18 protein-coding genes are annotated in these 18,330 nt (G+C 69.1%); 9 read left to right on the top strand and 9 right to left on the bottom strand.

The window, feature by feature from the left end:
• Nucleotides 1–228: 228 nt before the first annotated feature.
• The 5 genes from AC07GB_RS03815 to dnaA all read right to left on the bottom strand — a co-directional run bounded on the left by AC07GB_RS03815 (nucleotide 229) and on the right by dnaA (nucleotide 7,312).
• A complete protein-coding gene (locus AC07GB_RS03815; RefSeq protein ID WP_478841595.1) occupies nucleotides 229–855 on the bottom strand; it encodes a DciA family protein in 627 nt (208 codons plus the stop codon).
• A complete protein-coding gene (recF, locus tag AC07GB_RS03810; protein WP_478841594.1) occupies nucleotides 852–1,976 on the bottom strand; it encodes a DNA replication/repair protein RecF in 1,125 nt (374 codons plus the stop codon). The genes AC07GB_RS03815 and recF overlap by 4 nt, the downstream gene beginning before the upstream one ends.
• A gap of 133 nt (nucleotides 1,977–2,109) precedes the next feature.
• The gene (gene gnd, locus AC07GB_RS03805; protein WP_478841593.1) at nucleotides 2,110–2,994 is read right to left on the bottom strand and encodes a phosphogluconate dehydrogenase (NAD(+)-dependent, decarboxylating); all 885 of its coding nucleotides are present in this window, start codon (nucleotides 2,992–2,994) and stop codon (nucleotides 2,110–2,112) included.
• 133 nt (nucleotides 2,995–3,127) lie between these two features.
• Nucleotides 3,128–4,258 (bottom strand): DNA polymerase III subunit beta, encoded by a 1,131-nt coding sequence (dnaN, locus tag AC07GB_RS03800; RefSeq protein WP_478841592.1) that lies wholly within the window; start codon nucleotides 4,256–4,258, stop codon nucleotides 3,128–3,130.
• A 1,095-nt stretch (nucleotides 4,259–5,353) separates the two neighbouring features.
• Nucleotides 5,354–7,312: a chromosomal replication initiator protein DnaA gene (gene dnaA / locus AC07GB_RS03795; protein WP_478841591.1), complete on the bottom strand. Its 1,959-nt coding sequence runs from the start codon at nucleotides 7,310–7,312 to the stop codon at nucleotides 5,354–5,356.
• Between the two features lie 386 nt (nucleotides 7,313–7,698).
• Between dnaA and rpmH the strand changes: the two genes are divergently transcribed.
• The 9 genes from rpmH to AC07GB_RS03750 all read left to right on the top strand — a co-directional run bounded on the left by rpmH (nucleotide 7,699) and on the right by AC07GB_RS03750 (nucleotide 14,792).
• Entirely contained in the window at nucleotides 7,699–7,836 is a 138-nt protein-coding gene (rpmH, locus tag AC07GB_RS03790; protein ID WP_003956500.1) for a 50S ribosomal protein L34, read from the top strand.
• Between the two features lie 22 nt (nucleotides 7,837–7,858).
• Entirely contained in the window at nucleotides 7,859–8,230 is a 372-nt protein-coding gene (gene rnpA, locus AC07GB_RS03785; protein ID WP_282791265.1) for a ribonuclease P protein component, read from the top strand.
• Nucleotides 8,227–8,586, top strand: coding sequence for a membrane protein insertion efficiency factor YidD (gene yidD, locus AC07GB_RS03780; protein WP_478841590.1), 360 nt, complete (start codon nucleotides 8,227–8,229; stop codon nucleotides 8,584–8,586). The genes rnpA and yidD overlap by 4 nt, the downstream gene beginning before the upstream one ends.
• 3 nt (nucleotides 8,587–8,589) lie before the next feature.
• Nucleotides 8,590–9,909, top strand: a complete 1,320-nt coding sequence (yidC, locus tag AC07GB_RS03775; RefSeq protein WP_478841589.1) for a membrane protein insertase YidC — start codon at nucleotides 8,590–8,592, stop codon at nucleotides 9,907–9,909.
• 14 nt (nucleotides 9,910–9,923) lie between these two features.
• Nucleotides 9,924–10,439: a Jag family protein gene (locus AC07GB_RS03770; RefSeq protein ID WP_478841588.1), complete on the top strand. Its 516-nt coding sequence runs from the start codon at nucleotides 9,924–9,926 to the stop codon at nucleotides 10,437–10,439.
• A gap of 98 nt (nucleotides 10,440–10,537) precedes the next feature.
• Complete coding sequence (rsmG, locus tag AC07GB_RS03765) at nucleotides 10,538–11,254, top strand: 16S rRNA (guanine(527)-N(7))-methyltransferase RsmG (RefSeq protein WP_478841587.1); 717 nt, start codon at nucleotides 10,538–10,540, stop codon at nucleotides 11,252–11,254.
• Nucleotides 11,255–11,607: 353 nt separating this feature from the next.
• On the top strand, nucleotides 11,608–12,681 hold the full coding sequence (locus AC07GB_RS03760; RefSeq protein WP_478841765.1) for a ParA family protein: 1,074 nt from the start codon (nucleotides 11,608–11,610) through the stop codon (nucleotides 12,679–12,681).
• Complete coding sequence (locus tag AC07GB_RS03755) at nucleotides 12,678–13,802, top strand: ParB/RepB/Spo0J family partition protein (protein ID WP_478841586.1); 1,125 nt, start codon at nucleotides 12,678–12,680, stop codon at nucleotides 13,800–13,802. The genes AC07GB_RS03760 and AC07GB_RS03755 overlap by 4 nt, the downstream gene beginning before the upstream one ends.
• Nucleotides 13,803–14,174: 372 nt before the next feature.
• Nucleotides 14,175–14,792 carry a GNAT family N-acetyltransferase gene (locus tag AC07GB_RS03750; RefSeq protein WP_478603128.1) on the top strand — a complete coding sequence of 206 codons (618 nt, stop codon included), beginning with the start codon at nucleotides 14,175–14,177 and terminating at the stop codon, nucleotides 14,790–14,792.
• A gap of 185 nt (nucleotides 14,793–14,977) precedes the next feature.
• Here the strand turns inward: AC07GB_RS03750 and trxA are convergent, their stop codons facing one another.
• From trxA to sigM, 4 genes are all read right to left on the bottom strand, one after another.
• Nucleotides 14,978–15,307, bottom strand: a complete 330-nt coding sequence (gene trxA, locus AC07GB_RS03745) for a thioredoxin (protein WP_030676864.1) — start codon at nucleotides 15,305–15,307, stop codon at nucleotides 14,978–14,980.
• Nucleotides 15,308–15,350: 43 nt separating this feature from the next.
• The gene (gene trxB / locus AC07GB_RS03740; protein ID WP_478841585.1) at nucleotides 15,351–16,313 is read right to left on the bottom strand and encodes a thioredoxin-disulfide reductase; all 963 of its coding nucleotides are present in this window, start codon (nucleotides 16,311–16,313) and stop codon (nucleotides 15,351–15,353) included.
• Between the two features lie 179 nt (nucleotides 16,314–16,492).
• Nucleotides 16,493–17,566, bottom strand: a complete 1,074-nt coding sequence (locus tag AC07GB_RS03735) for an anti-sigma factor (protein ID WP_478841584.1) — start codon at nucleotides 17,564–17,566, stop codon at nucleotides 16,493–16,495.
• Nucleotides 17,563–18,315 (bottom strand): RNA polymerase sigma factor SigM, encoded by a 753-nt coding sequence (gene sigM / locus AC07GB_RS03730; RefSeq protein ID WP_478841583.1) that lies wholly within the window; start codon nucleotides 18,313–18,315, stop codon nucleotides 17,563–17,565. Before sigM ends, AC07GB_RS03735 begins: the two co-directional genes overlap by 4 nt.
• Nucleotides 18,316–18,330: the final 15 nt, after the last annotated feature.

Genomic DNA, 18,330 nt, shown 5'->3' with positions numbered 1-18,330 from the left:
GTTCAGCTCTTGCTCAGCTTCTCCCGCTGCTCCCCACGACTGGGGCGGGATTAGCTTCCAGTCTACCGGTAGCGCCGACAGTGATGGGGGTTTGCCGGTACCTGAGTCCGCATGTGCCGCCCTGAACCGGCATCAGCCGACTCCCCATATGCGACCCCGGGCCCTAAGAGGCTCACAGCGGCACTCAGCGCTTCGGGCGGTCAACCCCCAGCTACGGACCGGATCTCGTCATCCGTAGGTGTCGCCTGGACCCGTGCTGCCGGGCGCCCGCAAGGGTCCGAAGCGGCGCGCGGGGCCACCGGGTCCGAGGACCTTGATGAGGCGTACGGTGCCGTGCCCCAGGTCCTCGTTCAGGCGCGCGACCAGCTGCGGAGCGAGCAGGCGCAGGTTCGTCGCCCAGGCCGTGGAGTCGCACTGCACGGTCAGGACGCGCTCGTTCTCGTCGTACCGCTGCGGTACGCAGTGCTTGGCCAGGTCCTCGCCGACGATCTCGGGCCAGCGGCCCATCACACCGCCGACGGCCGCTGGGGTCTCCCAGCCGCGCTCGGTGATCAGCCGGTTGATGGCGGAGCCGAGCGGCAGCGGGTCGCGCCCGTCGGAGCGCGCGCCCGAGCGCAGGCCGCCGCGCCGGGCCTGCTTCTTCTGACGGGTCGCGTCCCCACGCGCTCGTGCCTGTTCCTTGGCGGCGCGCAGGGCTACGCGGGCGAGGTCGACGCCGGAGGGCTCGGGCGGCGCGGGCTTGGCCGCTCCGGCCTCGGCGGGCTCCGAGGGGCGGGCCGATGCCTGGGCGGGCCCCGATGCTTCGGCGGGCCCTGACGGCTTGGCGGGCTCCGACGGCTTGGCGGGCTCGGTCATACGCGCTCCACCTCGCCTCCGGACACCGCGTACCGCGCGCCCGCGAGCACAGCCGGTACGTCGTCGTTCACGGCGGCCGTGACCAGGACCTGCTCCCCGGGGGCCACCAGTTCCGCGAGCCGCTCGCGCCGGCGCGCGTCCAGCTCGGCGAAAACGTCGTCGAGGACGAGGACCGGCTCATTGCCCTCGGCCCGGAGCAGGTCGTACGAGGCGAGGCGCAGGGCGAGCGCGTAGGACCACGACTCTCCGTGGGAGGCGTATCCCTTCGCGGGCAGCTGGCCAAGTTTGAGTAGTAGGTCGTCCCTGTGGGGTCCTACGAGGGTGACGCCCCGCTCGATCTCCTGTTTGCGGGCCTCTTCCAGGGCGGCGATCAGCTGCTCGTACAGCTCCTCGCGCGCGTGGCCGACGATGCCGGGCGAGGACGGCTTGTAGTCGAGGCCGAGCGGGCCGCCGCCGGGGGCCAGCTGTTCGTATGCCTTGTCGGCGAGCGGCTGGAGCGCGGCGATGAGGTCGCGGCGCTGGGCGAGCAGCTCGGCGCCCGCCCGGGCGAGGTGCTGGTCCCAGACGTCGAGGGTGGACAGGTCCATGGAGCGGCCGCCGTGGCGCCGGGCGAGGGCGGCGGACTTCAGGAGCGTGTTGCGCTGCTTCAGGACGCGGTCGTAGTCGGAGCGGACTCCCGCCATGCGCGGGGAGCGGGCGGTGATCAGCTCGTCGAGGAAGCGCCGCCGCTCTCCGGGGTCGCCCTTGATCAGGGCCAGGTCCTCGGGGGCGAACAGGACCGTACGCACGATGCCCAGGACGTCACGGGGCCTGACCTGCGAGGATCGGTTGATGCGGGCGCGGTTCGCCTTGCCCGGGTTCAGTTCCAGCTCGATGAGCTGCTGGCGTTCGCCCTGCCGGACGGCGGCCCGGATGACGGCACGGTCGGCGCCCATGCGTACCAGGGGCGCGTCCGAGGAGACGCGGTGGCTGCCGAGCGTCGCCAGATAGCCGACGGCTTCGACGAGGTTGGTCTTGCCCTGGCCGTTGGGCCCCACGAACGCGGTGACGCCCGGGTCGAGCGGAACCTCGACCCGGGCGTACGAGCGGAAGTCGGCCAGGGACAGGTGGGTGACGTGCATGGTGTGGCGCCGACCTCCCCCGGCTTTCCTGCTTGTGGCTACGGGCCGCCGTGGCCTGGATGCCGGCGGCCCACCCGCCGCGGCCCGCCACGGTCCACACAGGCTGTGGACAACGGGCCGCGCGGGCTGTGGATCAGTGTTCGCTCTTGGACTCGACGGCGTGGCCGCCGAACTGGTTGCGCAGGGCCGCGATCATCTTCATCTGCGGCGAGTCGTCCTGCCGCGAGGAGAACCGCGCGAACAGGGAGGCCGTGATCGCGGGCAGCGGCACCGCGTTGTCGATGGCGGCCTCGACCGTCCAGCGGCCCTCGCCGGAGTCGGCCGCGAAGCCGCGGAGCTTGTCCAGGTGCTCGTCGTCGTCCAGGGCGTTGACGGCCAGGTCGAGCAGCCAGGAACGGATGACCGTGCCCTCCTGCCAGGACCGGAAGACCTCGCGCACGTCGGTCACCGAGTCCACGGCCTCGAGCAGCTCCCAGCCCTCGGCGTAGGCCTGCATCATGGCGTACTCGATGCCGTTGTGGACCATCTTCGCGAAGTGGCCCGCGCCGACCTTGCCCGCGTGCACGGAGCCGAAGTCGCCCTCCGGCTTGAGCGCGTCGAAGATGGGCTGGACCTTGGCGACGTTCTCCTTGTCGCCGCCGTACATCAGCGCGTAGCCGTTCTGCAGGCCCCAGACGCCGCCGGAGACGCCGCAGTCGACGAAGCCGATGCCCTTGGCAGCCAATTCCTCGGCGTGCTTCTCATCGTCCGTCCAGCGGGAGTTCCCGCCGTCCACCACGACGTCGCCGGGCGACAGCAGCTCGGCCAGCTCGTCGACGGTGGACTGGGTCGCGGGACCGGCCGGGACCATCACCCACACCACGCGCGGGCCCTTGAGCTTGCTCACCAGCTCTTCGAGGCTGTGGACATCCGCGAGGTCCGGATTGCGGTCGTATCCGATGACGGTGTGGCCTGCGCGGCGAATGCGCTCGCGCATGTTGCCGCCCATCTTGCCGAGGCCGACGAGACCGAGCTCCATCAGTGCGTTCCTAACTAGCGATGTGGCGTGAAGGCACGTCACGGCCGCTCGGCGCTGAGCGGCTCCACGTACCCGCGGCACGTTCGTACCCGCGTCCGAGCCTACGCCCGGACGCGGCCACACACCTGTGGGCTCAGCCGCTCAGACGTACCGGCATGATCAGGTACTTGTACGCCTCGTCCGCCTCGGCGTCCACGGCCGGCTTGCCGCTCAGGAGCGCGGGCTTCGTCGACGTCGTGAACGACAGCTGGGCGACCGGGGAGTCGATCGCGCTCAGGCCGTCGAGCAGGAACGTCGGGTTGAAGGCGATCGAGATGTCGTCGCCATCGAGCTGGGCGTCGACCCTTTCCACAGCCTGTGCGTCGTCGCTGGAACCGGCCTCCAGGATGAGCACGCCCTGCTCGAAGCTGAGCCGCACCGGGGTGTTGCGCTCGGCGACGAGGGCCACGCGCTTGACGGCCTCCACGAAGGGGGCGGTCTCGATGACGGCGACCGAGTTGAACTCCGTCGGGAAGAGCGTGCGGTACTTCGGAAGGTCGCCCTCCAGGAGGCGGGTCGTCGTGCGGCGGCCCGCGCCCTCGAAGCCGATGAGGCCCTCGCCCGCACCGGAGCCGGACAGGGCCAGGGTGACCGTGTCGCCGCTCGTGAGCGCCTTGGCGGTGTCCAGGAGCGTCTTGGCGGGCACCAGGGCGACGGCGGATGTCTCCGGGTTCTCCGGCTTCCACAGGAACTCGCGGACCGCGAAGCGGTAGCGGTCGGTGGAGGCCAGCGTGACCGTGTCGCCCTCGATCTCGATGCGGACACCGGTGAGGACGGGCAGGGTGTCGTCGCGGCCCGCGGCGATGGCGACCTGGGAGGCGGCCGAGGCGAAGACCTCACCGGGGACGGTGCCCGTGGCGGTCGGCATCTGCGGCAGCGCCGGGTACTCCTCCACAGGCAGGGTGTGGAGGGTGAAGCGGGAGGAGCCGCAGACCACCGTCGCCCGTACACCGTCTGTGGAGATCTCCACCGGGCGGTTCGGCAGGGCGCGGCAGATGTCGGCGAGCAGGCGGCCGGAGACGAGGACCGTGCCTTCCTCGTCGACCTCGGCGTCCACGGAGACGCGGGCCGAGACCTCGTAGTCAAAGCTCGACAGGGAGAGGGCGCCCTCCTCGGCCTTCAGCAGCAGGCCCGCGAGGACGGGCGCTGGCGGCCGAGCCGGGAGGCTGCGTGCCGCCCACGCCACCGCCTCCGCGAGTACGTCGCGTTCCACCCGGATCTTCACTTAGCCGCCCTCCTGCTGTTGCTGGCACTGGGGACCAGTCTGACGCACCGCACTGACAGCTGGTGCCCGTCGGGGTCAAGTCGTGCCGAGAGGTCGTGGCGGCCGGAGCGGCGAGTTGTACACAGCCCCCACTTCAAAGCGGAAACCTGACTCTCTCTAGTCGGGAGTAGTAGTAGGGCCTGTGGAAACCGTGGATAACCGCGAATGCGCAGGTCAATGCCGGTTTTTTGTCCACTGGCCCTGTGGGCGGCGGCGGTGGACAACCGGGGGTAACTGTGGACGGGCGAAAGTTCTGCACACCCGATGCACAGGAGAGGGGGACTTCTCCCCAGGCCTGTCCCCAGCTTTACCCAGCTTCCCCACAGGCCAACCCGGCACCTTTGTGTGATGCCTTTCACTCGACCCGGTGAGAGCGCGCGTCGCGTTGCCGAACAGTGGACAGGGCTGGGGAGAAGCTGTGCACAACGGGCCTCAGCCTGTGGGCCGCCGGTGGACAACTTTTCCCACCCCCTGTGGACAAGATCTTCGTCCACAGTCTGTGGACAGTCTTCGTCCACGAATCCACAACCACCTGACCTGCCCTGATGGCCATTCAGCAGGGTGCCCTGTGGACACGGTTGGGACAACTTCCCAGTCCCCAGGGTGTGGAGGGCGAAAAGGCCCCAGATCTGTGGAGAACCCGGGTGAGGTGACCATGAATCGAACAGAAGATGACGAACAGGTCGCGGGAATCAGGGGTGATCGGGGCCGTGCACAGCGGTCTGAGCGGGGTGGGAGCGGCTTCCGCGGAGGTGCCAGTGGCTCTCAGGAGGGCACTGAGGGAACCCGCGAGGGGCTTCGAGGCCTGCGGGGCATCGCCCCACAGGACGGCTCCTGCCGCGTAGGCACTGCGGGTCCTGCCGCCTGGGCACTACGGGCGCGCTACGGGTGCTGATGGCCTTCTACGTAGGCATCGAAAACGCGAGCTGCGTAGATCAGGGAAAACGTGAACTGCGTAGGCCTGGTAAGACGCGAACTGCGTAGGCCCGCAAAACGTGAAGGGCGCCCCGGAGACATGCCCCTGGGCGCCCTTCACATGGCGTACCGGCCTTGCTGTCAGCCGTTCTTGATGCGGTTGGTCAGCTCGGTGACCTGGTTGTAGATCGAGCGGCGCTCGGCCATCAGCGCGCGGATCTTGCGGTCCGCGTGCATCACCGTCGTGTGGTCGCGGCCGCCGAACTGCGCGCCGATCTTCGGCAGGGAGAGGTCGGTCAGCTCGCGGCACAGGTACATGGCGATCTGGCGGGCCGTCACCAGGACCCGGCTGCGCGACGATCCGCACAGGTCGTCCACCGTCAGGCCGAAGTAGTCGGCGGTGGCCGCCATGATCGCCGTCGCCGTGATCTCCGGAGCCGCGTCCTCGCCGCCCGGGATCAGGTCCTTCAGGACGATCTCCGTGAGACCCAGGTCCACAGGCTGTCGATTGAGCGAGGCGAACGCCGTGACGCGGATCAGCGCGCCCTCCAGCTCACGGATGTTCCGTGAGATGCGGGACGCGATGAACTCCAGGACCTCCGGCGGGGCGTTGAGCTGCTCCTGGACCGCCTTCTTGCGCAGGATCGCGATGCGCGTCTCCAGCTCGGGCGGCTGGACGTCGGTGATCAGACCCCACTCGAAACGATTGCGCAGCCGGTCCTCCAGGGTCACCAGCTGCTTGGGCGGCCGGTCGCTGGAGAGCACGATCTGCTTGTTCGCGTTGTGGAGCGTGTTGAAGGTGTGGAAGAACTCCTCCTGCGTCGACTCCTTGTCCGCGAGGAACTGGATGTCGTCGACGAGCAGGATGTCCATCTCGCGGTAGCGCTTGCGGAAGCTGTCGCCCTTGCCGTCGCGGATGGAGTTGATGAACTCGTTCGTGAACTCCTCGGAACTCACGTAGCGCACCCGCGTGCCCGGGTAGAGGCTGCGCGCGTAGTGCCCGATCGCGTGCAGCAGGTGCGTCTTGCCGAGCCCTGACTCCCCGTAGATGAACAAGGGGTTGTACGCCTTCGCGGGGGCCTCGGCGACGGCGACCGCGGCCGCGTGCGCGAAGCGGTTCGACGCCCCGATCACGAAGGTGTCGAAGAGGTACTTCGGGTTCAGCCGCGCGGTGGGCTCGCCCGGGCCGGTCGCGGGCGCGGGCTGTGCCGCCAGAGGGCCGGGAGCGCCGCTGGAGGCGGGCAGGGGGGTGCCACCGTGGCCGACGGGGCCCGAAGGCCCTCCAGGGCCCCCGTGAGGCCCTGAGCCGGGGCCCGCGCCGGCGGGGGGCTCGTGCCGGTCGCGGCGGTCGTGCTGCCGCTCGTGTCGCTCGTGGCGTTCGTGCCGTTCCTGACCTGGCCGCTCGGAGCGCTGCTGCTCGTACGGCGAGCGCTCCTGCGGCGGCTGCGAGCGGTAGTCGTGCTGAGGCTGCCCGGGGCTCGCGTACGGGTCGCGCTCGGGGAAGCCGAGGCGCGGCTGCTGCCAGCCGTAGTCGTCCTGCGGCTGCTGCGGCCAGGCGCCGGGGCGCTGGTAGTCCGGATACGCCGGGCGGGCCGCCGGCAGCTGGTCCGGGCGCGGGCCAGCTGAGCGCTCGTCCCCGGGGCGGCGGCCGTACCCGTCGTAGCTGTCATGCCCCTGCCCGGAGGCGGCCGGCATCTCCGGATCCTCGTAGCGCGGCGCGGGCTCTTCGTAGCGAGGCGGCTGCTCTTCGTAGCGGGAGGGCTGGTCCTCGTACCGCGACTGCTGTTGCTGGACCGGCGGCGCGGGCGGGCTCTGCGGCTCGCCCACGGAGTCGTCGACCGTGATGGCGATGCGGATCGGGCGCCCGCACTCCCGGCTCAGCGTCTCGCTGACGACCGGGGCGAGGCGGCCCTCCAGGACACCCTTCGCAAATTCGTTCGGAACGGCGAGCAGTGCGGTGTCGGCGACCAGCGCGAGCGGCTGGCACCGTCGGATCCAGTGCTCGTCCTTCGCCTCGACGCCCTGCCCCCGCCCTTCGCCCAGCAGCTGCTCCAGAACCCTTGGCCACACTGCGGCAAGATCGGCAGGTACGTCAGCCACAGGGCACGCTCTCTCACAGGTCCCACGAAGGTGTGGTTCTTGGGACGGGTCGGGACGGAAATCGGGAGGGGCAGGGGGAAGGGAACGAAACGGAGTTCAGCCACGGTAGTCAGGGCGACGGGTGCGGTTCAAGTTGTTGTCCACAGGCTGTGCACAGTGTCTCCCCCTGACCGCTGGTTTGACCGGATGGCGTAGCCCCGCGTACCGTAACCAGGTCGAGTTGTCGATGGCTGCTGCCGCCTGCCTCCGATGGGCAAAGATCACGATCCGTGATTGTGAAGCGGTGCACTCGGTGCCTATACGCGAGCTTCTCCGAGCTTCTCGTGGGCGCACGGTGACAGCCAGGCGATACCCGCCACCACACGAGTCATTTCTGGAGCCCCCGAGTGAGCAAGCGCACCTTCCAGCCGAACAACCGTCGTCGCGCGAAGACCCACGGCTTCCGGCTGCGTATGCGCACCCGTGCCGGCCGCGCCATCCTGGCGTCCCGCCGTAGCAAGGGTCGCGCCCGCCTGTCCGCCTAAGCGCAAATTAGGTCATGACGTCGTGCTGCCTACCGAGCATCGGCTGAGGCGGCGCGAGGATTTCGCGACCGCGGTACGCCGAGGACGCCGGGCCGGACGCCCGCTACTCGTCGTCCATCTACGCAGCGGTGCAACGGACCCGCACGTGCCAGGGGAGAGTGTTCCCCCGACACGTGCGGGTTTCGTCGTGAGCAAGGCCGTGGGTGGAGCCGTCGTACGCAATACGGTCAAGCGCAGACTTCGCCATCTGACGCGCGACCGGTTGGCCTTGGTGCCCCCCGGTAGCCTGGTAGTCGTACGAGCGTTGCCCGGCGCGGGCGACGCCACCTACGCACAGCTGGCCGACGACCTGGACGCCGCCCTGCGGCGCCTCCTCGGAGGGGGCGCGCGATGAAGTACCCGCTGCTGGCGCTGATCAAGCTGTACCAGTGGACGATCAGTCCACTCCTCGGCCCGGTGTGCAAGTACTACCCGTCGTGCTCCCACTACGGCTATCTGGCCATCGACCGGCACGGTGCGATCAAGGGAACAGCGCTCACTGCCTGGCGCATCCTGCGATGCAATCCGTGGTCGCTCGGTGGCGTCGATCACGTTCCGCCGCGCAAGCGTCCGCGGTGGCACGAGATGCTGCGCGCTGCCTGGCGCGAACGCAAGGGCGGGCCCTCCGCCGCTGGCGTGCCGACCGGAGACCTCCCACCGGCTCCCACGAGCCCGGCCGCCGAGACCCCGTCCCATGCTCAAGGAGCCTGATTAGTGGACACGATTGCCGGTTTCTTCAGCTTCATCACGACACCCGTCTCCTGGGTCATCGTGCAGTTCCACAAGCTGTACGGTGCGATCTTCGGCCCTGATACGGGCTGGGCCTGGGGCCTGTCGATCGTGTCCCTGGTGATCCTGATCCGAATCTGCCTGATCCCGCTCTTCGTGAAGCAGATCAAGGCGACCCGGGCCATGCAGACGCTGCAGCCCGAGATGAAGAAGATCCAGGAACGCTACAAGAGCGACAAGCAGCGTCAGTCCGAAGAGATGATGAAGCTGTACAAGGAGTCGGGCACCAACCCGCTCTCCTCGTGCCTTCCCATCCTGGCGCAGTCGCCGTTCTTCTTCGCGCTGTACCACGTGCTCAACGGCATCGCGTCCAACAAGAAGGTCGGCGTCATCGACCAGCAGCTGCTGGACAGCGCCCGTGACGCCCACATCTTCGGTGCCCCGCTCGCGGTGAAGTTCACGGACAGCGCCGACAAGGTCGCCTCCCTCGGCGCCTCGCTCACCGACGTACGCGTCGTGACCGCGCTCATGATCATCATGATGTCGGCGTCGCAGTTCTTCACCCAGCGCCAGCTGATGACGAAGAACGTCGACACCACCGTGAAGACGCCGTTCATGCAGCAGCAGAAGATGCTGATGTACGTCTTCCCCATCATGTTCGCCGTCTTCGGCATCAACTTCCCCGTCGGTGTCCTCGTCTACTGGCTGACCACCAACGTGTGGACCATGGGCCAGCAGATGTACGTGATCCGCCAGAACCCGACGCCCGGCTCCAAGGCCCAGGCCTCGTACCTCGAGCGTCTTCAGAAGCACATCACGACCGCCGGCAAGACCCGCGGCCGTGGCCAGGTCCGGGCCGTGAAGGCCATCGTCGCCAAGGGCCGCGACCGCAACGAGTACGAGCGGAAGTTCATCAACGGCCTGAACAAGGCCGGCTTCGCCGCCCAGGCCGACGGCACCGTGATCGTCAGCGAGACCGTGGCCACCACGACCGAGGACGGTGCGCCCGCCGCCGCGGCCCCGAAGCGGCAGCAGCCCAAGCGCCAGAGCAAGTCCCAGCGCCAGTCCGCCACCGCCACCGGCGGCAAGACGGACGGCGGTTCCAGGCCCGCCCCGGCCTCCGACGCTCCCGGCACGAAGGCGTCGCTGACCAAGGCCGGGGACGACAAGCCCCAGGGCGCCGCGGCCAAGGGCAAGTCCGCAGGCGGAGCCTCGGGCAGCCAGCCCGGCCAGGGCACCCGCAGCAAAGCCAAGTCCGGACAGCGCAAGGGTCAGCAGCGGCCCAAGCACCCGTCCAAGAAGTAAAAGGAGTCCATCCCGTGACGGAAGGCACCACCACCTCCGCCGAAGCCGAGGTCGGCGACGCTCTGACCCGCCTCGAGCAGGAGGGGGAGATCGCGGCGGACTACCTCGAGGGTCTGCTGGACATCGCCGACCTCGACGGCGACATCGACATGGACGTCGAGGCCGACCGGGCCGCGGTGTCGATCATCAGCGACGCCGGCAGCCGCGATCTCCAGAAGCTGGTCGGCCGGGACGGTGAGGTCCTGGAGGCGCTCCAGGAGCTGACCCGCCTCGCGGTCCACCGGGAGACCGGCGACCGCAGCCGCCTGATGCTGGACATCGCGGGCTACCGCGCCAAGAAGCGCGAGGAGCTGTCCGAGCTGGGTGCCAAGGCTGCCGCCGACGCCAAGAGCTCCGGTGAGCCGGTCAAGCTCAAGCCGATGACGCCGTTCGAGCGCAAGGTCGTGCACGACGCGGTCAAGGCCGCGGGCCTGAGCAGCGAGTCCGAGGGCGAGGAGCCGCAGCGCTTCGTCGTGGTCCTCCCCGCCTGATCTGTACGTCTCATCCCGGCCCCGTCTGTTCGCAGACGGGGCCGGTCTTTGTCAGCCTGATAGTCAGCGACCCAGTGCGGTACGGAAGGACGGTCCCCGTGACGGAGGAAGCGGAGCTCCCCCCGGCGCCGGAGCAGGCGCGCGCGGTTTTCGGCGAGCGATTCCCGGACGCGGTCCGGTATGCGGAGCTGCTTGCCGAGGCTGGAGTGCGGCGCGGCCTGATCGGCCCCCGTGAGGTTCCCCGGCTGTGGGAGCGGCACCTGCTGAACTGCGCCGTGCTGTCCGAGGTGGTCCCCGAGGGCGTCACGGTGTGCGATGTCGGCTCCGGGGCCGGACTGCCCGGCATCCCGCTCGCGCTCGTCCGCGAGGACCTCAAGATCACGCTTCTTGAGCCGCTGCTGCGGCGCACGAACTTCCTGAGCGAGGTCGTCGAGCTGCTGGGGCTCGACCACGTCACGGTCGTGCGGGGTCGCGCCGAGGAGGTCCTCGGCAAGCTGCCGCCGGTCCACGTCGTGACCGCGCGTGCCGTCGCTCCCCTGGATCGCCTCGCCGGATGGGGCGTCCCGCTGCTGCGTCCGTACGGGGAGATGCTGGCGCTCAAGGGCGACACGGCCGAGGAAGAGGTCAAGGGGGCAGGTGCCGCGCTGAGCAAGCTCGGCGCGGAGTCCGTCTCCGTCGTACAGGTGGGCGAAGGGGTCGTTGACCCGCTGTCCACCGTCGTGCGGGTCGAGGTGGGCGAGAGCCCCGGTGGTGTGCGCTTCGCCGCCAAGCGAGCCAAGGCCGCGCGCACCGGACGTGCCCGCCGCCGTCGCTGATCAGACATCGGCGCCGCTGTCGACGGGGACCTGCCGTGCTGGCGATGCCCGTTGGAGCGCCTGGCTGACGCGTGTTGACGTTCGTCGCTGATCCGTCCTGACGACGAGCCGTACTCCACAAAAGCTGTCAAACGTACGCGTACCGGGGTGTCGCACCAGCGGCACCCCGGTCGCCATGCATCGTGTTTCACGTGAAACGTCGCTCACTGCTGCATGGCATCATCAGTCGCGGTCGCGCTGCCGAACCTCGCGAGCGTCGGCCACTTGGTTCCCTCGATAAGGGAACGGAGTTGTCCACAGAGACGGATTCGTCCACAGAAGACCGGGCCTCGCTGGTTCACGACCCCGAAAGCATGGGAGGCTCTGTTCATTGCGAGCCTGAAGTCGAGGAGAGTGAATCCTTGCGGTCCGACGCCAACATCGCGGGACCGATGACCGATCCGGTCCCCGGCCCCCGTACCGAATCGGCGGGGGAGGATGTTTCACGTGAAACACCGAGCCCGATGGACGACACCCCCATCGGTCGTGCTGCCCAACTGGCGGTGGAAGCGCTTGGCCGCGCGGGCGAGGGTCTGCCTCGGCCTGACGACACGCGAGTCATGGTCATCGCCAACCAGAAGGGTGGAGTAGGCAAGACGACGACAACTGTCAACCTTGCCGCCTCACTGGCCTTGCACGGCGCGCGTGTTCTGGTGATCGACCTCGACCCGCAGGGGAACGCCTCCACGGCACTCGGCATTGACCACCACGCCGAAGTTCCCTCCATCTACGACGTGTTGGTCGAGAGCAAGCCTCTCGCTGAGGTCGTCCAGCCCGTCCCGGATGTCGAGGGCCTCTTCTGCGCCCCGGCCACCATCGACCTGGCCGGCGCGGAAATCGAGCTGGTGTCGCTGGTGGCTCGGGAAAGCCGGCTCCAGCGGGCGATCCAGGCGTATGAGCAGCCGTTGGACTACATCCTCATCGACTGCCCGCCGTCGCTGGGACTGCTGACGGTGAACGCCCTGGTGGCCGGCGCGGAGGTGCTGATCCCCATCCAGTGCGAGTACTACGCCCTGGAAGGCCTCGGTCAGCTTCTGCGCAACGTCGACCTGGTGCGGGGCCACCTCAATCCGCGCCTGCATGTGTCGACCATCCTGCTCACCATGTACGACGGCAGGACCCGGCTCGCATCCCAGGTGGCTGACGAGGTGCGCAACCACTTCGGCGACGAGGTGCTGCGGACGAGCATCCCGCGCTCGGTGCGCATCTCCGAGGCGCCCAGCTACGGCCAGACCGTGCTGACCTACGATCCAGGATCAAGCGGTGCCCTGTCGTACTTCGAGGCGGCGCGAGAGATCGCGCTGCGCGGAGTAGGCGTGCGGTACGACGTGCAGCACGCCCACACGGGCATCCAGAACGACCAGAACATGACGGAGGGGATCCAGTGAGCGACCGACGAAGAGGGCTGGGCCGTGGCCTCGGCGCTCTGATCCCTGCGGCTCCGACGGAGAAGGCGGCTGCCCCGAGCACGGGTGGGGCCTCCACGTCACCGACGGCCGTACCGGTCCTCACCGCGGAGCGCGGTGTGGCGGCCGCCAAGGTCGCCTCGCTTCCGCAGAGTACCCTTGCGCAGCCGCCCGCCGCCCAGGAACCGGAGACGCCGGACCATGGGACGGGGGAGGAACTGCGGAGCCCGGCCGGTGCGCACTTCGCCGAGCTGCCGCTCGACTCCATCACGCCCAACCCGCGGCAACCGCGTGAGGTCTTCGACGACGACGCCCTCGCCGAACTGGTGACCTCCATCAAGGAGGTCGGGCTCCTCCAGCCTGTGGTCGTACGGCAGGTGGGGCCTGCGCGATACGAACTCATCATGGGTGAGCGGCGCTTGCGGGCTTGCCGTGGCGCGGGCCTGGAGCACATCCCCGCCATCGTGCGGGCGACGGAGGACGACAAGCTCCTCCTGGACGCGCTCCTGGAGAATCTGCACCGCGCTCAGCTGAACCCGCTGGAAGAGGCCGCGGCCTATGACCAGCTGCTCAAGGACTTCAAGTGCACGCATGACCAGCTGGCGGACCGGATCGGCCGGTCCCGCCCCCAGGTCTCCAACACCCTGCGTCTCCTGAAGCTGTCGCCGAAGGTGCAGAACAGGGTGGCGGCCGGAGTGCTGTCCGCGGGTCACGCCCGAGCGCTGCTGTCCGTCGAGGACCCGGAGGAGCAGGACCGCCTCGCGTACCGGATCGTGGCCGAAGGGCTCTCGGTGCGGGCCGTCGAGGAGATCGTGACCCTCATGGGGTCGCGGCCGCAGACCAAGCCGAAGGCCAAGGGGCCTCGTGCCGGGGCACGGGTGTCTCCCGCGCTGACGAGTCTGGCCACGCGTCTCTCGGACCGGTTCGAGACACGGGTGAGGGTCGACCTGGGCCAGAAGAAGGGCAAGATCGTCGTCGACTTCGCCTCGCTGGAGGACCTGGAGCGCATCCTCACCACCCTCGCTCCTGAAGAGGGCTCGGTCCTCAAGCGGGGCCTGGCCGAGGCCGCCGCCGAGGAAGCCTCAGAGGGCGAGCAGGACTGAGCAGCGACAGCTCCTCCTCGGGGGCGTAAGCGCTGGGTCGGAAGCTTTCGGGAGGCCGTCCGTAGCTGACTTCCGTGGCGTATGTGAAAGCGGGCCGTGTCCGGTGTGTGCCGGAACACGGCCCGCTCTTTGCTTTCTTCCGGTATCGATGCAATCACATCGTGGATACGATGCGCTTGGGTATGGCGCAATCACCTGACGGCACCTCTTAGGGGAGGCGGGGGCCATGCGATCGGTGAGCCGCACCGGACTGATGACCGCGGGGTTCGGCCTGGGCGCGGTCGGAGGGTTCGTCGGCAGCCTGCTCAGGGAACGGAGCGCACTGACAGCTGCTCGTGGCGTCGCGGGCGAGGGAAGTGAGGAACCGCCTTCATGGGGCGACGGCTCGTACCGCTCACGCTGGACAACCTTCCGGACCTTCCCAGGCGTTGCCGCGCGTGTGTCTTCTGGGAACTGGACCCGGTCAGCGGCCAAGCCGCGCTGAAGGCCGGAACGCCCGAGCTGGAGAAGGAAGCGTGGATCTCCGCCGTCCTGCTGGAGTGGGGATCCTGCGGCCGGGTCGTCTACGTCGACGATGTCCCGGTGGGTTTCGTCCTCTACGCTCCCCCCGCCTATGTGCCGCGGTCCACGGCGTTCCCGACGAGCCCCGTCTCCCCGGATGCCGTTCAGTTGATGACTGCCTGGATCATGCCGGGCTATCAAGGGCAGGGGCTGGGCCGTGTCATCGTGCAGACGGTCGCCAAGGACCTGCTGCGCCGGGGGTTCAAGGCCATCGAGGCATTCGGTGACGCGCGCTGGGAGAAGCCGGCGTGTGTGCTGCCCGCGGACCATCTCCTCGCGGTGGGCTTCAAGACGGTCCGCCCGCACCCCGCCTACCCGAGGCTGCGACTGGAGCTGAGGACGACGCTCTCCTGGAAGGAAGACGTCGAGCTGGCGCTCGACCGGCTGCTGGGAGCGGTACAGAAGGAACCTGCTCTTCGGCCGCTCTAGGCGGTCCAGACATACGGCAGACCTCAGCGGCAGACCGGCCGACGGCCAGCGGCAGATCGGCCGGCGGCCAGCGGCGGGCCGGTCAGCGGACAACCGAAGGGGCCAACCCCACGGAGTTGGCCCCTTCGTGTTTCACGTGAAACATCGCTCTCCGCCACTGCGGCGGACACCGATGACGTGGTGCCTTACTCGGCGATGAAGTCCGCCAGGTCGCGCTCGATGGCGGCCTTCGGCTTGGCACCGACGATGGTCTTGGCGACCTCGCCGTTCTGGTACACGTTCAGCGTCGGGATCGACATGACGCCGTACTTGGCGGCCGTGCCGGGGTTTTCGTCGATGTTGAGCTTGACGATCTCGATCTTGTCGCCGTGCTCCTTCGCGATCGCCTCGAGCGACGGCGCGATCTGGCGGCAGGGACCGCACCAGGCGGCCCAGAAGTCCACCAGGACGGGCTTGTCGCTCTTGAGGACGTCCTCCTCGAAGGAGGCATCGGTCACGTTCTTCAGGTTGGCCACGGCGGGCTCCTCACATGGTGGTGCGGGTGGGGGCGGAAGAGGGTCAGACAGCAGCAGCGGCCGCGGTCTCGCTGTCCGCGAGGGCGGCGAGGAAACGCTCGGCGTCCAGAGCGGCGGCACAGCCGGTGCCGGCGGCCGTGATCGCCTGGCGGTAGGTGTGGTCGACGACGTCACCGGCGGCGAAGACACCGGGGATGTTCGTCCGGGTCGACGGCGCGTCGACCTTCAGGTAGCCCTCGCCGTCCAGGGTCAGCTGGCCCTTGAAAAGCTCAGTGCGCGGGTCGTGACCGATCGCGATGAACAGGCCGGTCACCGGCAGCTCGGACGTCTCGCCCGTCTTGACGTTGCGCAGGGTGAGACCGGCCAGCTTCTGCTCGCCCTTGATCTCAGCGACCTCGCTGTCCCAGACGAACTTGATCTTCGGGTCGGCGAAGGCGCGCTCCTGCATCGCCTTGGAGGCCCGGAGGCTGTCGCGGCGGTGGACGACCGTCACGGACTTGGCGAAGCGGGAGAGGAAGGTCGCCTCCTCCATCGCGGTGTCGCCACCGCCGATGACGGCGATGTCCTGGTCCTTGAAGAAGAACCCGTCGCAGGTCGCGCACCAGGAGACGCCACGGCCGGACAGCGCGTCCTCGTTCGGCAGGCTCAGCTTGCGGTGCTGGGAGCCCGTCGTGACGATGACGGTCTTCGCGCGGTGCACCGTACCGGCCGTGTCCGTGACGGTCTTGATCTCACCGGTGAGGTCGACGGAGACCACGTCGTCGGGCACCAGCTCGGCGCCGAAGCGCTCGGCCTGGGCACGCATGTTGTCCATGAGCTCCGGGCCCATGATGCCGTCCTGGAAGCCCGGGAAGTTCTCCACATCGGTGGTGTTCATCAGCGCGCCGCCTGCAGTGACGGCACCCTCGAAGACCAGGGGCTTCAGTGACGCGCGCGCGGTGTAGAGCGCCGCCGTGTAGCCGGCGGGCCCGGAGCCGATGATGATCACGTTACGGACGTCGGTCACGGCTTGATTCCTCGTCTCTGACGACTGCTGCGTACTGCTGGCGGGTGCCTGTCTCAGGGCTCTCACCCCACCCAACGGATCCTACGGGGCGCGCATTCCCAAACGTGTCCGAGCACACGGAAGCCACGGCATAGGGCGTAGGGGCGAGATCGACGCGTGCCCGCCGGGCCGGGTGCCGCTCAGTTGCGGGGGTAGGACTCGGTGAGCAGGACCTCGCCGGTGGCGTTGGGCGACGAGGACGCGTTCGTGCACGCGGCATCGACGATATACGCCGAGACCTTGGTGCTGTCGGACTCATGCGTCACGACGACGAGGTAGGCGCTCTTGCCTTCGTAGGTGCCCCTGTCGGCGGCCAGTGGTGCCCGACCGCCTAGGCTCCGCTCGATACAGGCGGGAATCTCGACGTAGTCGTCGCGCGTCGTCGAGCCCTTCTTCGGGCCGTTCGGGCTGGACTGCGATCCCACGCTCGGCTTGGGAGAGGGAGTGGTGTCAGTACCCGCGATCGAACGCTCCTCAGGGAGCATCTCGTTGACGCGGTCCTTGAGCTTGCCCCTGGAGAACGTGTCGGCGCTTGCCGATCGGCCCGCCGCGGCCTCCTTCGAGCCCTCAGCGTCGTTGTCCCACGGCTGAATCAGCAGTGCTCCCAGACCTAGGGCGGCGGCGGTGAAAACGGCGCCCAGGGCTGCGGTACGGCGACGCCGTCCCCGGAGGCGGCCGCCCCGGCCCGGACCGGTGGCCGCACGAGCGTGCCCGGACGGGCCGTGAGCGCCGCTGCCGCTGCCGGTGGTGGCCCCGGCTGAGACCGTGGACTTGCTCGACGAAGCGGCCGCTGTGCTCGGCTCGGAGGTCGATGTTTCACGTGAAACATGAGCAGGGGGCTGAGCAGCTGGCTCGGTGGCGACCTCTGGGTCGGTGACGGCTGCGACGACGGCTTCGCGGTCGGAAGCTTCCTCGGCCTCACGGGTCGGCAGGGCAGTGCCCACGTCCTCGGCGACGGCGGAGTCGAGGAGGGCCTCAGCCGCAAGGGCCGCGTCGATGCGCTCCGCGACATCGGCGGGCATGCGCGAGGGGCCGGGCAGGGTGCCGAGCATGCCGCGAATCTCTTCGAGGGAGTCGTAGACATCGGTACAGAGCGCGCAGCCGTCCAGGTGCTGCCGGACGTCGAGGGTGCGGATCGGCGAGAGCAGGCCTTCGGTGAGGTCGGAGATCTCGGAGACGTCCGGGTGCCCAGCCGAGTCCGTCGTCGTGGTCACGCTCGCCCACCTCCGCCCTTCACTGCCGCTGAATCGCCGGGTCCGGCGTCTGGGGACGACCCCGTACGTGAGGGGTCCGCTGCCGGTGGGACGGTTGTCCCCTGCGTCCGGTTCCTTCCTGGCGCGGCATTTTTTCCGTCGCCCGGGTTACCGGCGCGTCTCTCGCCCGGCGGCTCCGTCCGCAGATGGGTCAGGAGGGGCAGGAGCCTGGCTCTGCCCCGTGCGCAGCGGCTCTTCACCGTGCCGGTGGGGACGTCGAGCACCCGGGCGGCCTCGGCCACGGGGTAGCCCTGCATGTCGACCAGGACGAGGGCGGCCCGCTGGTCGGCCGGCAGGGTGCTGAGCGCCCGTAGGAGTTCGCGGTGCAGATCTCCGCGCTCGACCGGTGCCGCCGCGGACTCGTGCGGCTCCAGGAGCTGGTCCAGGCGCTCGGTGTCGTCGACAGGCGAGGTTTTCCGGGAGGCGGCCTTGCGTGCCCGGTCGAGGCAGGCGTTCACGGTGATGCGGTGCAGCCAGGTCGTCACGGCGGACTGGCCGCGGAAGGTGTGCGCGGCCCGGTACGCGGAGACCAGAGCGTCCTGGACGGCGTCCGCGGCTTCCTCGCGGTCTCCCAGGGTGCGCAGGGCCACGGCCCACAGCCGGTCGCGGTGGCGGCGGACCAGCTCGCCGAAGGCGTCCTTGTCGCCGTCGACGTGGCGGGACAGGAGGTCGTGGTCGCTCAGCTCACCGTGCGCGGCGTCATCCGCCACCTCGAACCCCCTCCC

The organism is Streptomyces sp. NPDC045778 (assembly GCF_056431945.1).
Note: the sequence above shows the minus strand (reverse complement) of the source record. Positions and strands in the feature narration are given on the sequence as shown.